General features: G+C 61.3%; 14 protein-coding genes. 2 read left to right on the top strand and 12 right to left on the bottom strand.

Features of this window, described 5'->3' with window-relative positions:
• Positions 1-136 precede the first annotated feature (136 nt).
• Both BLV09_RS33745 and BLV09_RS33740 read left to right on the top strand, forming a co-directional pair.
• Complete coding sequence (locus BLV09_RS33745; RefSeq protein ID WP_146690500.1) at positions 137-937, top strand: CbbQ/NirQ/NorQ/GpvN family protein; 801 nt, start codon at positions 137-139, stop codon at positions 935-937.
• Positions 934-3,258 (top strand): nitric oxide reductase activation protein NorD, encoded by a 2,325-nt coding sequence (locus BLV09_RS33740; RefSeq protein WP_244548880.1) that lies wholly within the window; start codon positions 934-936, stop codon positions 3,256-3,258. Before BLV09_RS33745 ends, BLV09_RS33740 begins: the two co-directional genes overlap by 4 nt.
• Positions 3,259-3,346: 88 nt before the next feature.
• Here BLV09_RS33740 and BLV09_RS33735 read toward each other — a convergent pair whose 3' ends face one another.
• The 12 genes from BLV09_RS33735 to urtB all read right to left on the bottom strand — a co-directional run bounded on the left by BLV09_RS33735 (position 3,347) and on the right by urtB (position 14,271).
• Positions 3,347-4,201: an urease accessory protein UreD gene (locus tag BLV09_RS33735; protein WP_146690499.1), complete on the bottom strand. Its 855-nt coding sequence runs from the start codon at positions 4,199-4,201 to the stop codon at positions 3,347-3,349.
• Entirely contained in the window at positions 4,167-4,820 is a 654-nt protein-coding gene (ureG, locus tag BLV09_RS33730; RefSeq protein ID WP_244548879.1) for an urease accessory protein UreG, read from the bottom strand. Before ureG ends, BLV09_RS33735 begins: the two co-directional genes overlap by 35 nt.
• Before the next feature lie 4 nt (positions 4,821-4,824).
• Positions 4,825-6,534, bottom strand: coding sequence for an urease subunit alpha (gene ureC / locus BLV09_RS33725; protein WP_146690498.1), 1,710 nt, complete (start codon positions 6,532-6,534; stop codon positions 4,825-4,827).
• A gap of 4 nt (positions 6,535-6,538) precedes the next feature.
• Positions 6,539-7,234 (bottom strand): urease subunit gamma, encoded by a 696-nt coding sequence (locus tag BLV09_RS33720; protein ID WP_146690497.1) that lies wholly within the window; start codon positions 7,232-7,234, stop codon positions 6,539-6,541.
• Between the two features lie 11 nt (positions 7,235-7,245).
• Entirely contained in the window at positions 7,246-7,917 is a 672-nt protein-coding gene (locus tag BLV09_RS33715; protein ID WP_146691413.1) for an urease accessory protein UreF, read from the bottom strand.
• Positions 7,917-8,441 (bottom strand): urease accessory protein UreE, encoded by a 525-nt coding sequence (gene ureE / locus BLV09_RS33710; RefSeq protein WP_146690496.1) that lies wholly within the window; start codon positions 8,439-8,441, stop codon positions 7,917-7,919. Before ureE ends, BLV09_RS33715 begins: the two co-directional genes overlap by 1 nt.
• Positions 8,442-8,501: 60 nt before the next feature.
• Positions 8,502-9,521, bottom strand: coding sequence for an alpha/beta fold hydrolase (locus BLV09_RS33705; protein ID WP_146690495.1), 1,020 nt, complete (start codon positions 9,519-9,521; stop codon positions 8,502-8,504).
• A gap of 136 nt (positions 9,522-9,657) precedes the next feature.
• Positions 9,658-10,695 carry an aliphatic amidase gene (locus tag BLV09_RS33700; protein ID WP_100386486.1) on the bottom strand — a complete coding sequence of 346 codons (1,038 nt, stop codon included), beginning with the start codon at positions 10,693-10,695 and terminating at the stop codon, positions 9,658-9,660.
• 83 nt (positions 10,696-10,778) lie between these two features.
• Entirely contained in the window at positions 10,779-11,474 is a 696-nt protein-coding gene (gene urtE / locus BLV09_RS33695; RefSeq protein WP_146690494.1) for an urea ABC transporter ATP-binding subunit UrtE, read from the bottom strand.
• Positions 11,474-12,223: an urea ABC transporter ATP-binding protein UrtD gene (urtD, locus tag BLV09_RS33690; RefSeq protein WP_100386484.1), complete on the bottom strand. Its 750-nt coding sequence runs from the start codon at positions 12,221-12,223 to the stop codon at positions 11,474-11,476. The genes urtE and urtD overlap by 1 nt, the downstream gene beginning before the upstream one ends.
• A gap of 5 nt (positions 12,224-12,228) precedes the next feature.
• Positions 12,229-13,374, bottom strand: a complete 1,146-nt coding sequence (gene urtC / locus BLV09_RS33685) for an urea ABC transporter permease subunit UrtC (RefSeq protein ID WP_146690493.1) — start codon at positions 13,372-13,374, stop codon at positions 12,229-12,231.
• 3 nt (positions 13,375-13,377) lie between these two features.
• Positions 13,378-14,271: an urea ABC transporter permease subunit UrtB gene (gene urtB, locus BLV09_RS33680; RefSeq protein ID WP_146690492.1), complete on the bottom strand. Its 894-nt coding sequence runs from the start codon at positions 14,269-14,271 to the stop codon at positions 13,378-13,380.
• Positions 14,272-14,297 lie beyond the last annotated feature (26 nt).

Raw genomic sequence — 14,297 nt, 5'->3', positions numbered from 1 at the left:
TTTTACGAACGCCTGCTCGCGCGCTCCAAGGCTGTGGCGCGTCCATAAGGCGATGCTTGCCGAACCCACTGCGGAGGGACGGAGGTCTTCGCGTTAGCGGGCGGCCCTTCCCCACGCATAATTCGTGGAGATGCGCGTGAACCTCGACGCCTACAGAATTCGCTCAGAACCGTTCTACCAGCCGGTAGGCGACGAGATCGCGGTGTTTGAGGCCGCTTTTGCCGAGCGTCTGCCCGTGATGTTGAAGGGGCCGACCGGGTGCGGCAAAACCCGGTTCGTCGAGCATATGGCCTGGCGCCTGGCAAAACCCTTGGTGACGGTCGCCGCGCACGAAGACATGACCGCTTCCGATCTTGCCGGCCGCTACCTGCTGGAGCCCGATGGCACGGTTTGGCACGACGGCCCGCTGACGATGGCGGTGAGATATGGCGCGATCTGCTATCTCGATGAAATCGTCGAGGCCCGGCAAGACACCACGGTTGTGATCCATCCGTTGACGGATGCGCGGCGCATCCTGCCGCTGGAGAAACATAACGAGATCGTGCCGGCCCACGCCGACTTCCAGCTCACGATCTCCTACAATCCCGGCTACCAGAGCGCGGTAAAGGACCTGAAGGAATCAACCAAGCAGCGCTTTCTCGCGATCGATTTCAGCTATCCGCCACCGGCGGTTGAAGCCGCGATCGTAGCGCGCGAGGCCGGAACAGATATCGAACTCGCCGGGACCCTTGTGGCCATCGCGGAACGGTCCCGCAACCTTCAAGGCCACGGCCTCGACGAAGGCGCCTCGACACGCATGCTGATCCATGCCGGACGTCTGATGCGTGCCGGCCTGCCGCTCGAGGCCGCGGTCCGTTCAAGCATCGTTCTGCCGATCACCGACAATCACGATATTCGCGAAGCGCTCAGTGCAGCTATCGAGGCTTGCATCCCGTGAGTGCCGTCGTCCGGTCAGCGTCGCTGCGGCTCATTCCAGCCCAACCCGACGGCGCCGTGCGCCGACTTCATTTGCTGATGCGACAGCGTGATGTGTTGAAGCCGCTATTCCGGATCGCGTGGGACAATCTCGCGGCTCGTTTCGATGCCGACGAACTCGAGGGCTGGGCGGCGGGCGTGTTGGCGCTGGCCGACGTCAACGCCGGTCCTTCCTGCCTGGTCGCGTTCTGGGAGATCAGCCGGAGCCAGCCGACCGAAGAAGGTATCACATCCCTGATCGTGGCGGCACACACAGCCGCCAATGTTTGCCGCCACGCGGGCGCGCAGGCGGCTTCTGCCACCATCGTCTCTGTCGGCATCGCGCGCCGATTCCTCGGTGCCGATACCGGCCTGGCACGCTGGTGGCGAACCATGGACGAGCTTGCGCTGCAGGCCCCTGAATCGGTGGAGGCTGCCGCATCAAGGATGGGAGAAATCCTTTCTGCGGGTAATATCAACGCCTTCGAGAATTTCGTTGCGGCCGGTTTGAAGCTGGCAGCCGGCGACCGGCGCAGACGACTTAAGTTCTTCACGCTGCAGGATGAGCTTGCACGGCGGCTGGTTGAGCGAGCATCGGTCGGCATCGGCTTCGCCGAAACCGAACGCCAGACCAAAGCGTTCGTAACGTCACTATGGGGTCGGCCTCCTCTGCTGCGGAGTTTTTCCGGCGATACAGGTCAGGCGCCGCAACGCCGTGCCGGGATCGCGGGACCGCTGATCCGTCTGCCGGATGTCTATCGGGGCGTACAGGGCGACGCCGCCTACGCCCTGTACAAAGCGGCGGCCGCTCACGCCCAGGCGCATCTCGTGTTTGGCGGGACCCGCTTCCCCGTCGGAACCCTGAAACCGCTACAGATCGCGCTTGTCACCTTGATCGAGGACGCCCGCATCGAGTGGCTGGCGATGCACCAATTGCCGGGATTGCGCAAGCTATGGTCACCCTACCATGTCGCGGTGCCGGCCGGCGTCGCCACGGCTCCCACCTTGTTGGCGCGGCTGGCCCGCGCCTTGTTCGATCCGTCGTATCGCGACGACGACAGCTTCATCGCCAAAGGGCGTGAGATGTTCGAAAACCGATTGCCGCGTCTTGAGGACGCAGCCATCAGCCGCGAGGTCGGCATGTTGCTGGGCAACGATCTCGGCCAGATGCGCGTCCAGTTCAACGCCAGGATCTATGTCGTCGAGCCGGTCTATCGCGACGACGGTCTCGGCCTGTGGGACTTCGGCGATGACGCGCCTACCTCTGGGGAATCGCTCGATCTTGCCGTCGACGCGGCGCGTGTCGAGCAACGAGACGATCCGGACCAGACCTCGCTCCGTCCGAATGTGCTGGAGGACGATAGCAAGGTCGGCCGCGCGCGCCCGGTCGCGCCGGACCGGCGCGGTATTGTGATTGCGAAATATCCCGAATGGGACCGCGCCCACGGCGTCGAACGGCCGGAGTGGACCACCGTGCGCGAGGTCGCCGCACGTCCCGGCGACCCGCGCCTTGTGGAAGAAGCGCTCGATCGCGCCGATGTACTGCGCAATCGAATCCGCCGTCTCGTCCGCGGCGTGCGTGTCGGCCGAGCGATCCGGTTGAAACGACAACTTGATGGCCACGATCTCGACGTCGATGCCATGCTCGAAGCCGGGATTGCGTTGCGAATGCGTCAAGAGCCCGATCCACGCATCTTTCGTACCACCACTTCGAAGCACCGCGATCTTGCGGTCCTGCTGCTGCTCGATATCTCGGAATCAACCCGCGACCGGCTCGCGTCCGGCGCCTCCATTCTCGACGTCGAGCGCCTTGCGGTCGCGGTTCTCGCCGAGGCCATGAGCGCGCTCGGCGACCCCTTCAGCATGCTCGCCTTTGCGTCCGATGGGCGCGACGACGTCGAGATGACGACGGTCAAAGCCTTCAATGAACCTTATGACCGCGCGTGCATGGGGCGGCTGGCTGCGTTGTCGTCCGGCCTGTCGACTCGGCTCGGTACCGCGCTTCGCCACGCTGGCGAACTCATCAGCCACGCCCGCAGCTTCCGGAAACTCGTCATCGTCTTGACTGACGGCGAGCCATCCGACATCGACGTCGCCGATCCGCTCGAGCTTGTTGAGGATGCGCGTCGTGCCGCGATCGGATTGCGGGCGCGCGGCATCGACGGATTCGGCGTGGTGCTGGGATCGGGTGCCATGAATTCGGCGGTGCGTATTTTCGGGCGCGGCAATACAATGCTGGTGCCTCGTGTCGAGGATTTGCCGGCGCGGCTGTCCGAACTCTATTTTCGCCTGGCCCGACGCTAGCGCATGATCCGGACCCGCTGGCTGCATTAGCGCATAGTGGGAACGGCTCTTCGAAACCATCCTCCTCGATCAAACATCCAGATTTCATTCATTTGCGGCGCGGTGCCAGGTCGACGCCGAGCGCGGCACGAGACGCCACATGGAACACGACCTCGATGCCGCGAACCAGCGTGCCGCCGTCCGGCGCCAACAACCGCATCGCAAGCCCGGCCTGGCTCGGTGCTGCAGTTACCCCGGCAAGACATCCGCATCCATCCGCCGCCGCCTCGATCTCCGCGATATCAGCCAGCCGTTCAAGCGGAGCGATCACGAGAACCGAACATGCAGCGCTCATGCCGCCAAGCGCATCGCAGGTTCCGGACAGGTCGGAGCCGCGAACGCTGCCACGGTCAACCACCACCCGCTTTCCGTCGGGCCGCATGATGCGGGTCTCCGTTGAAAATCGCGCGAATGTCCCGCCACGATGGTGCGGGTCGTGCACGGCGAACCCCTCGGCCATGATGAGGATGCCATCGACAGCGACGGTCGCAATCGTTCCGATGTGCAGATCGGCACCCGGAAACAGCACGTAAGGATCCGAAATAATGGCGCAAAACGCGTGGTCCTTCACCGTCACGGACTGGCGCATCATTGCCCCCTCCCCGCGCCCGTCATGAACGACGGTGGAAGCCTGCGTGGTGAGATTGAGCGCCGCACCGGCGCCGACCGTTAAGTCAAGCGTCAGCCGGTCGGCTGCGTAAAGCCCACCGGACGCTGACTGGAGATAGAGCGTCGCAAGATCGGGCCGCATCCGGTCGAGCTGGAACGCACGCGTGATGTGGAACGGATAGCCGACATGTTGACGGCGCAGCACCGTTCGTCCGCCAGCCAGTTCCGCGACCAGTAGAACTTCCGCCGCGCGGCCGGCGTCAAACCCGGAACAGGACAGCGGCAAGGATTGCATCGGCAACCTCCCGGATTCCGACGCCGGATCGCGCGTTGGTTGCGATAATCGGGCGGTTGGCGCGAACCTGCCTGGCCTCGGCCAGCATCGGCGCAAGCTCGACTCCCACATACGGCGCCAGATCGATCTTGTTGACGACGAGCAAATCGCACCGCAACAGCCCTGGTCCCCTTTTGCGCGGGATATCGCCACCACCCGCGACGTCGATCACGAATATCCACCAGTCGACAAGGTCAAGCGAGAAGGTCGAAGCGAGATTGTCGCCGCCCGACTCGAACAGGATCAATTCAACGCCGGGAAATCTGGCTTCAAGATCGTCGCCGGCTGCGATATTCAAGGTTGGATCCTCACGGATCACGGTGTGCGGGCAGGCTCCGGCTTCGACGGCGGATACGCGCGAAGGATCAATCAGCCCGGAGCGGCGCAAACGTTCGGCATCTTCCTTGGTGACGAGATCGTTGGTGACCACGGCAAGATCGACGCCTCGACGTTGCAGTTCCGGGATAAGCGCCTCGATCAGCGCGGTCTTGCCCGATCCGACCGGTCCTCCAATTCCCACCCGGGCCGCCGGCGTTACCATCGCGGACGCCGGGTTCTTCTCTTCGACAGCGTGCCGCATCCGGTCACCTCAGCATGTAGCGGCGTGCGAGCGGAACTTCGCGCGCCGGTTCGCAAGTGGCAAGTACGCCATCGACGAACACATTGAAGGTCTCCGGATCGACGGTGATCTTTGGGCAGGCGTCATTCCACAGCATGTCGCGCTTCGACAATTTTCGTGTGCCTGCGACCGGAAGCATCCGCTTGGCAAGGCCAAGTTCGCCGGCCAGGTCGCGCGCGATCGCCAGCGGATGCACGAAGCACGCTGACAAGGCGGCGGGCGCTCTGCCAAATGCGCCCCATTGCGGACGCATCAATATCGGCTCGCAGGTCATCAGCGAGGCTGCGCTGTCGCCCATCGCACCCCATGCGATGAAGCCGCCCTTGATCACCAGTTCAGGCTTGATGCCGAAAAAGGCAGGTCGCCAAACCACGATATCCGCAAGCTTGCCATCTTCCAGCGAACCAATGTGGTCGGCGACCCCGAACGTGCGTGCAGCGTTGATGGTATATTTGGCAATGTAGCGGAGAATGCGGGCGTTGTCAGCGAAACCCGCGCGATCCTCCGGCAGCGCCCCGCGCTGTTCTTTCATCTTCGATGCCAACTGCCAGGTGCGGCAGATGACCTCGTGGATGCGGCCCATGCCTTGGCTGTCGGAGCCAAGCATCGAGATGGCGCCGATGTCGTGCAGCACATCCTCGGCCGCGATGGTCTGTCTGCGAATACGGCTTTCCGCGAACGCCACGTCCTCAGGGATGGCCGGATTGAGGTGATGGCACACCATCGTCATGTCGAGATGTTCGTCGAAGGTATTTACCGTGAAGGGATTGGTGGGATTGGTCGACGATGGCAAGCAATGCATCTCGCCGGCGACGCGGATAATGTCCGGCGCGTGGCCGCCGCCGGCACCCTCGGTATGGTACATGTGGATGGTGCGGCCGCCGATCGCTTCCAGCGTGTCCTCGACGAAACCGGATTCGTTCAACGTATCGGTGTGGATCTGCACCTGAAAATCATGCTCATCGGCCACGCGCAGGCAGGTGTCGATCGCCGCCGGCATTGAGCCCCAATCCTCGTGAAGCTTCAGCCCCATCACGCCGGTCTCGAGCTGTTCCACCAGCGGCGGCACGCGATGCGAATTGCCGCGCCCCAGGAAGCCGAAATTCATCGGCCACGCTTCCGCCGCCTGCAGCATTTTCCCCGTGTTGAAGGGACCGCCGGAATCGATCCCCACGGTAATCGGCCCGAGCGAGCCGCCAATCATGGTGGTAATGCCGCTCGCCAGCGCATGCTCGACAAGGCCGGCGCTGTCGAAGTGGACATGAACGTCAATCGCGCCCGGCGTCGCGATCAGCCCTTCGCAGTCGCGCACCGTGGTGCCGGTCGAAACGATCAGGCGCGGATCGACGCCGTCCATGATGGCCGGATTACCGGCCTTTCCGATCCCGACGATGCGACCGTGGCGAATGCCAAGGTCGCCTTTGACGATTCCGAGAACCGGATCGATGATGACGACATTGCAAAGCAGGAAATCCAGTGCTCCTTCAGCGCTGGTGATGCCGGCCATGCCGATCCCGTCACGAAGGGTTTTGCCGCCACCGTGCAGGCATTCGTCGCCATAGACGGCGTGGTCCTTTTCGATAACCGCCGTGAGCGCGGTGTCGCCGAGCTGAACCGAATCACCCGTGGTCGGGCCGTAAAGCGCCGCGTAATCGCGGCGGTCGATGCTCGCCATCCTGTTATGCCCCTTTGAAGCCGCGCATCTTCGCCCGTTCGAGCGCGCCATCGCGCACGGCGGTGTCCGAGCTTGATCCATTCGTGAGATTGTTCAGGCCCGTCAATTCGCTCCGGCCACCCAGGGCCACGAGCGTTACTTCCTTCCATGCCCCGGGTTCGAAGCGCACCGCCGTGCCGGCAGGGATATCAAGGCGCATGCCGAACGCGGCCGCCCGGTCGAACTCCATAGCCTTGTTGACCTCGAAGAAATGAAAATGCGAACCAATCTGGATCGGCCGGTCGCCGGTGTTGCAGGCTTTCAATGTAACCGAGCGACGGCCCGCATTGAGATCGATGCTGCCGTCGGCTGCAGTAATACGGCCGGGATGTTCGAGATCAGCCTGCGCGCCAGGCGCCGGGCGGATCGGCTCGTGGACCGTCACCAGCTTGGTGCCATCGGGAAATACGCATTCCACTTGAATGATGTTCATCATTGCGGCGATGCCCGGCAACACATCATCGGTCGAAAGAATAGTCGATCCATATCCGATCAGATCGGCAACCGAGCGTCCTTCTCGCGCGCCTTCAAGGATTTCGTCGGTGATGATGGCAACCGCTTCGGGATAGTTCAGCTTGAGTCCCTTGGCACGTCGCCGCCGAGCCAGCTCGGCCGCGGTAAAGATGGTCAGACGTTCGAGCTCGGTGGGTGTCAGCAGCATTGTCGAGGCTCTCAGTTGGAAAAAAGGCGAAGATCGGCGCGCGCATGCCGTGCGGCGGCGATCTCGAGAAATGGAATAAAGCTCGACAGTTCGGCATCATGTGGAACCGGCTGCGCAACCAAGGTCTCGATCATGGGAAGGCAGCCACGCAGGACCTTCTGGCCTTCCAGCGCGCCGATCGCGCCAAGCCGCACGGCCGCAGCGGTCACGCCAGAAGCCACGCTGTAGGCGGAGGCAAGCTGCGCCAGCATTTCGTCAAGGCCCATCGCCTGCCAGACAGCCCCCTGCATGACCGCAATGTGGCCAAGACAGACGCTGGAGCGGACGGCTTCGCGCAGCCGCAGCGCCGTCGCGTCGCCAAGCCTCGCATGCGACGCCAGAAAAGATCCGCCGTTGCGCCGGGAGCCCTCGCGCATCGTGCTGCCGAATGTCGAGGTTTCCAGCTCATGATCGATTTTCGCCAGCGCGTCGAGATCTCCGGCGATACGGAAGGCTTTTATCAGCGCGACCCGGTCACATGTCAGCCAGCGCAGCCGAAGGATCGCGGCCGTCAATTCGGCAAGCGCCGCCCCGTTCAATTTGGGGCGCAGCGCGATAACACCCTCGACACCATAGGAGAACGCGAAAGATCCACTCGGAAAAGCTCCATCGGCTTGCCAGATCGCCTGCAGCACCGACAGCATCACGAATGACCATCGTGATGATAATGGTGATCGCCGGCCGATAGGTCTTCGTCAGTATCCTCGTGGCGCTCTTCTTCATCCAGAATGCTGACGCCGACGCGGCGCCCCGAAATCATCTCGCCAAGACGCGCGGTATAGTCTTCGGGCCGGCCTTCCAGCGCAACAAATAGAACCTCGCCCTGGAAGCGAACACGCCAATGAAGATTTCCGGCGTGATAGCCGAGTTCGATTGCATCGCTGATCGAGCGGGGTTCGAGGCGCATCCACCGCTCCGTGGCCGCGCGAACGACGATCGCGCGTTCGCCATCGATCAACAGGACCGCGCCGTCGAACAGCTTCTGGTGCCGCGGCAACGCGATCGCGAGTTCCTCGCCCGCCCGCGTTGTCGCCAGCAGCCGACGTCGCGCCAAATCGGTCGCCGGGATATTGACCACATCGACCGCACCGCGATGCTCGAGGCGATGAATCTCCTCCGAGAAAGCGGGTTCCAGGCGGCTGCCCAAGACATGATCGATACGCAGCATTGCTCAGATAATCCTTTCCGGGAAACAAAGGGCCGGAACATTCATTCCAGCGCTGGGCGCTTACGATGCAAGAAGCTCCTTCAGCTTCGCATCGATGAATTCGACGTCTTTCGGATTGGTGCCGGGGCCCCCGGCGAAGTGGCCCCAGACAGAGGGAACGGGGACAAATTTGGCGTTCGGCATATGCGCCACCTCGAACTCACTATCCTCCGGCGGAAAATACAAATCGGTCTGGCCAGGCATGACATAGGCCCTGGCCTTGATGGCGCCGAGCGCCGCCTCGAAGTCGCCGTTGTAGAGTTCGTTGTCGCCAATGTCGCCGTTCTGCCAGGTCCAGAGCATGGTCAGCAGATTGTTTGGATCCTTCGGCAGGAAGAACCCTTCCCAGAACGCCACCAGAAAATCTTCAAGCGAGGAGTAGCCCAGTGCCTCGATATCCAGCTTCTGGCGATAGAACGCTTGCGAAAAACCCCAGCCGGCATAGACCCGTGCCGCCGCGCGCAAACCGCGTTGCGGCTTCTCAGTGTACCAGCCTTCCTTCCATGCCGCATCCGCGGTAAGTGCGGCCTTGACGCCCTCCAGGAAGACGAAGTTATGACGCGAACACTTCGCCGAACCGCAGAATGGCGCGATCAGGTCCATCATGCCGGGATAGAGCGCGCCCCAATGGAAAGTCTGCAGCGCACCCATCGACCAGCCGGTCACGAGCCGGATATGCTCGATGCCGAACTTCTCGGTGACAAGACGGTGCTGCGCACGCACGTTGTCACAGGCCGTCACCTGCGGAAAGCGCGGGCCGTTGTAGGGCTCCGGCGTGTTGCTCGGTGACGATGACAGGCCGTTGCCGAGCATATTCGGGATAATGATGAAGTATTTCTTCGGATCGAGTGCACGGCCATCGCCGACCAGCCATTCATTGTCGTAGTGCTGACCCGAATACCAGGTGGGATAGATGATTACGTTGTCTTTGTTCGGACTGAGAGTACCGAACGTTTTGTAAGCCAGTTTGCAGTCGCGCAGCGTCGCGCCGCGCTGCAGCTTGACGTCACCCAGATTGTAGACTTCGTAATCGAGACTCATGGCGAATTGCCCTTGTTGTCTGGTTCATGCCGGAAAGCGGGTCGGCCTCCGTGGAGGCCGGCCGACGATCATAAAGGCTTCGCCCCCGCCCTTAGCGCCGGCGCAAGAACGCCGGCGCTAAGCTTCTCGCCCTGGCTCAGCGATGAGCGGCGACCTTGTTCGGAATCCCCTCAATGGGAGCTTCGTCGGTTCCCACGGTCGTTCGCGTAAAGGATTCCACCATTTCACGTGTGCCTTCGGGATCGGCGATCCATTTCGAATAAAACTCATAGGGGCATGCCGCGACGCCGCGGTCGCCTTCGCCGGAATTGATCATGCCGGTATAGCCACGGTGTACCAGCTTGAAGAGATGATTTTCGGATTGCCCGGTCCGGCGTGCGTCGCGGATCAGCATCTTCGAAAGCTGGGCGTACTGAATGCCGTATTCCTCTTCGCCACATTCACCTAGCGTACGGCCGTCGAAGCCGATGATCGCCGAGTGGCCGAAATAGGAATAGACGCCATCAAAGCCGGCGGCGTTGGCAACGGCTACATAGGTATTGTTCGCCCACGCCATCGCCTTCGCCATGATAACCTGCTGATCCTTGGCCGGGTACATATAGCCCTGACAGCGAACGATCAGCTCGGCGCCCTTCATCGCGCAATCGCGCCAGATCTCCGGATAATTGCCGTCGTCGCAGATGATCAGCGAGACCTTGAGGCCCTTGGGTCCCTCGGAAACGTAGGTGCAGTTGCCGGGATACCAGCCCTCGATCGGCACCCATGGCATGATCTTGCGATACTTCTGAACCACCTCGCCCTTGTCATTCATCAGGATGAGCGTGTTGTAGGGCGCTTTCTTCGGATGCTCCTCGTGACGCTCGCCGGTCAGCGAAAAGACGCCCCAGACCTTTGCCTTGCGACAGGCTTCCGCGAAAATCTCGGTCTCCTCGCCGGGCACGACCGACGCGGTTTCGTACATCTCCTTGGAGTCGTACATGATGCCGTGGGTCGAATATTCCGGAAAGATCACGAGATCCATTCCGGGCAAACCGGTCTTCATGCCGACGACCATGTCGGCGATCTTTTTGGCGTTGGCCAGCACCTCGGCTTTGGTGTGAAGGCGAGGCATTTTGTAATTCACGACGGCGACGCCGACCGTGTCATTGCTCGATGAAATATCGCCGTGTAGCATCTTGCTCTCCTTGCGGTTGATTGACGATTAGGATTTTTTCTAGCCTCGGCACTCTTACGGACTCGCTCCCAAATTGATTGGCATCACACCGCCATATGCCGATGGACCATTTCATCGCTCAGTTCGGAGATCGCGCCGGAGACGACAACCCGGCCTTTCTCCATCATGGCGAAGCGGTGAGATGCCTGGCGCGCAAATGAAACGTTCTGCTCGACCAGAACGACGGTCAGGCCGACTTCCCGGTTAAGACGAATAATGATCGCTTCGATTTCCTCGACGATGGACGGCTGGATGCCTTCGTTCGGCTCGTCGAGCAGAATGATCTTGGGATCGGAAGCCAGCGCGCGGGCGATCGCGAGTTGCTGTTGCTGCCCGCCGGAAAGAACGCCGCCGGCGCGTTCGAGATTGTCCATGAGATAGGGAAACAGCTCCGGCACCAATTCCGGAATCTGCCGTTTGCCGTCGGTGCGCGCGAAGGCGCCCATCAGGATATTCTCCCGGATGGTAAAATCCGGAATGATCTCGCGGCCCTGGGGAACATAGGCTATCCCGGCACGGGCGCGGCGGAAGGTCGGATCCTTTCCGATTTCAATTCCGTTCAGACTGATTCGTCCTTCCATCCGGTCGGTGAGACCCATCAGCGTCTTGAGCAGCGTGGTCTTTCCGGTGCCGTTGCGGCCGAGTATTGCAGTCACTTCTCCGATCGGGATATCCAGACACACGGCATGCAGGATGTGGCTGCGGTCATAATAACTGTCGACGTTGGCCAGTTTTAGCATCAGCCGATCCCCTTCGATCCGAGGTAGGCTTCGCGTACTTTTGGATTAGTCTCGATCTGCTCCACGTTGCCCTCGGCGAGAACCTGTCCGAGATGCAGGACGGTGATGCGCTCGGCTATCTCGCGCACGAACGCCATGTCGTGCTCGACGACGACGAGAGTGTGCTTGCCCTTCAGGCTGTTGACGATCTCCGACGTCTTGTGGGTTTCCGCCTGCGTCATGCCCGCGGTAGGTTCATCGAGCAAAATCACTTTTGGATTTTGTGTGATCAGAAGGCCCAGCTCGAGCCACTGGGTTTGACCGTGGCTGAGATAGGCGGCCAGCCGGTCTGACTCCTCTGTCAGGCCGGTTAGCTCTAGCACGCGGTCGACATCCTCCCGGGCCTGCTTGTTGAAGCCGAACCACAAATTGGCCGGCACGCTGGGGTTACGGCAGCTCGCGACTTCAAGATTGCGGCGTACCGTCAGGTCTTTAAAGACGCTCGGGATCTGGAACTTTCGTCCGACGCCGGCACGCGCGATTTTATGCTCTTCCCAGTTGGTGATATCGGTGTCGTGCAAAAAGACCCGGCCTTCCGTGCTCTTCGTCTTGCCGCTCACGAGATCCATCAGGGTCGTCTTTCCGGCGCCATTGGCACCGAGCAAGACTCGCAGTTCGCCTTCCTCGATCGTCAGGGACACACCGTTGACCGCCTTGAAGCCACCGAAGTCGACGCCGAGCCCATCGATTGTAAGCGCGATCTCAGCCATCACGTTTACTCCGCCAGTTGCGAGGCATCTGAAACCTCGACCGTTCGTTGTGATGGCGCGTTGCGGCGGGCGATGAAACGATCGACCAGATCGTGCGCGAGCCCTGCGAAGCCCCGCGGCAGGTACAAGACGACAAGGACGAAGATCAAACCGATGATCACCTTCCATGCTTCGGCGAAACCCGCGGTCTCGCTGACCGTCGCCGAAATCATGTTGATCACGATGGCGCCGATGCAGGCGCCAAGCACCGAGGAACGCCCGCCGACCGCGGCCCACACCACCATCGTGATGGAGAACGTGAGGTCCATGAAAGTGGGTGAGGCAAACTCCGACACCACGACGTAAAACATGCCGGCGAGGCCTGCGATCCCTGCCGATACGGCGAAGAAGAACGTCTGATAGACCGGCACGTTGAAGCCGAGATAGCGCGCCCGATTCTGGTCGTCACGTATCGCCTGGAGGATAAGACCCGCCCGGGTTTCGATCAGCAGTCTCGCCGCCGCAAGGACCAGGCAGAGAGCGACGGCGACAAAATAATAGGTAGGAACGATGTAAGGATCGAACTCAAATTGTCCGACCTTGAACCAACCGAGGTCCGTCAATCCGTTGAAGCCGTTGGTGATGGGCTGAGCATCGATCACCACCAGCCGCACGAGCAGCACCAGCGCAAGCGTGATGATCGAAACAAAGACGCCTGCGATACGCTTGCGGAACACGATCGAGCCAATGATCGTCGCGATCCCAACCGGCACCACCAATCCCATGACGACACCGAACCATTGGTGCTGGAACGGAATCCACAGGAATGATGCCTTGTTGATGCAACACAATTCGGTCGGTGCTCCCGGCTCCGCATTCCACAGCATGAAGTCCGGAACGGGTTTGTCGGATCCCTGCTGAAGACTGGTCGGGCTGGCAAGCTTGAGCGACATCGCCAGCATGTACGCTCCGGCGCCGAAGAACAGACCCTGCCCGAGGTTGAGGATTCCGGCGTAGCCCCACGACAGCGCCACTGCGATGCCAAGCATGCCAAACACAAGATATTTGGCGATACGATTGAGCCAGAACGGATCAAGCAACAGCGGCGCGCACATGATGAGCGCGAAGAACGCCAGATAGATCACTATTTCGAAGCGGCGCTTGTCAGACATCGCTCAGCGCCCCTTCAGCGAAAACAGGCCTTTGGGCTTGAGAATAATGACCGTAATCACCACGCCGAACACCACCGCTCTGGCCAGGATATCGTTGGTGCCGGCTGCGACGAGCCCGTCGATCTCGCCGAGAATGCCGGCCGAGAACACCGATCCAAGCAGACTGCCGACACCTCCCATCACGACGACCATGAAGCCGTCCACCACCATCGGGGTGCCCATGTCGGGGAAAACCGTCTTGAAGCCGGACATCATCACACCCGCGACACCTGCAAGGCCGGAGCCGAATGCGAATGTCAGAGCGTTGACACGCGCGACGTCGATGCCGCAAGCCGCCGCCATTTTTGGATTTCGGATGATCGCCCGCACCTGCGTCCCGATCGGGGTGCGATACATGATCAGCCAGGTCGCGGCGGTCAGCACGGCGGTCACCACAATGATGAAAGTACGGTAGCGGTTGATCTCGACACTCCCGAGCATGAAGGTCCCTTGCAGCGCGGCCGGAACGCTGACGTTTTGAAGCCCGGGTCCCAGTCCCGCGATGTGGATTCCGAAGAACGAAAGACCCAGTTCAAGACGAACCGCTTGCTGGATCAGGATGGCAACGCCCCAGGTTGCCAGCAAGGTGTCGAGCAGGCGACCGTACAGACGGCGCACGATGACGCGCTCAATGGCGAGGCCGATCAGCGCGGTTACGATAAACGCCAACGGGATGGCGACGAAGATATTGGCCCCGAGCCAAATGCCGGATAGCACCGTGACATAGGCTCCGATCATCACCATCTCGCCATGGGCCATGTTGATCACGCCCATCGCGCCGTACGTGATGGCGAGACCCAATGCCACCAGCAGAAGGATCGAGCCAAGGCTCAGGCCGATAAACAGGACTTCGAGCATTCAGGACAACCTCATCATCCCGTCCG

Origin of the sequence: Bradyrhizobium canariense (assembly GCF_900105125.1) — a bacterium.
Classification (GTDB): domain Bacteria; phylum Pseudomonadota; class Alphaproteobacteria; order Rhizobiales; family Xanthobacteraceae; genus Bradyrhizobium; species Bradyrhizobium canariense_A.
The sequence above is the reverse complement of the archived record's forward strand: the minus strand, read 5'-3'. Positions and strand labels throughout refer to the sequence as shown.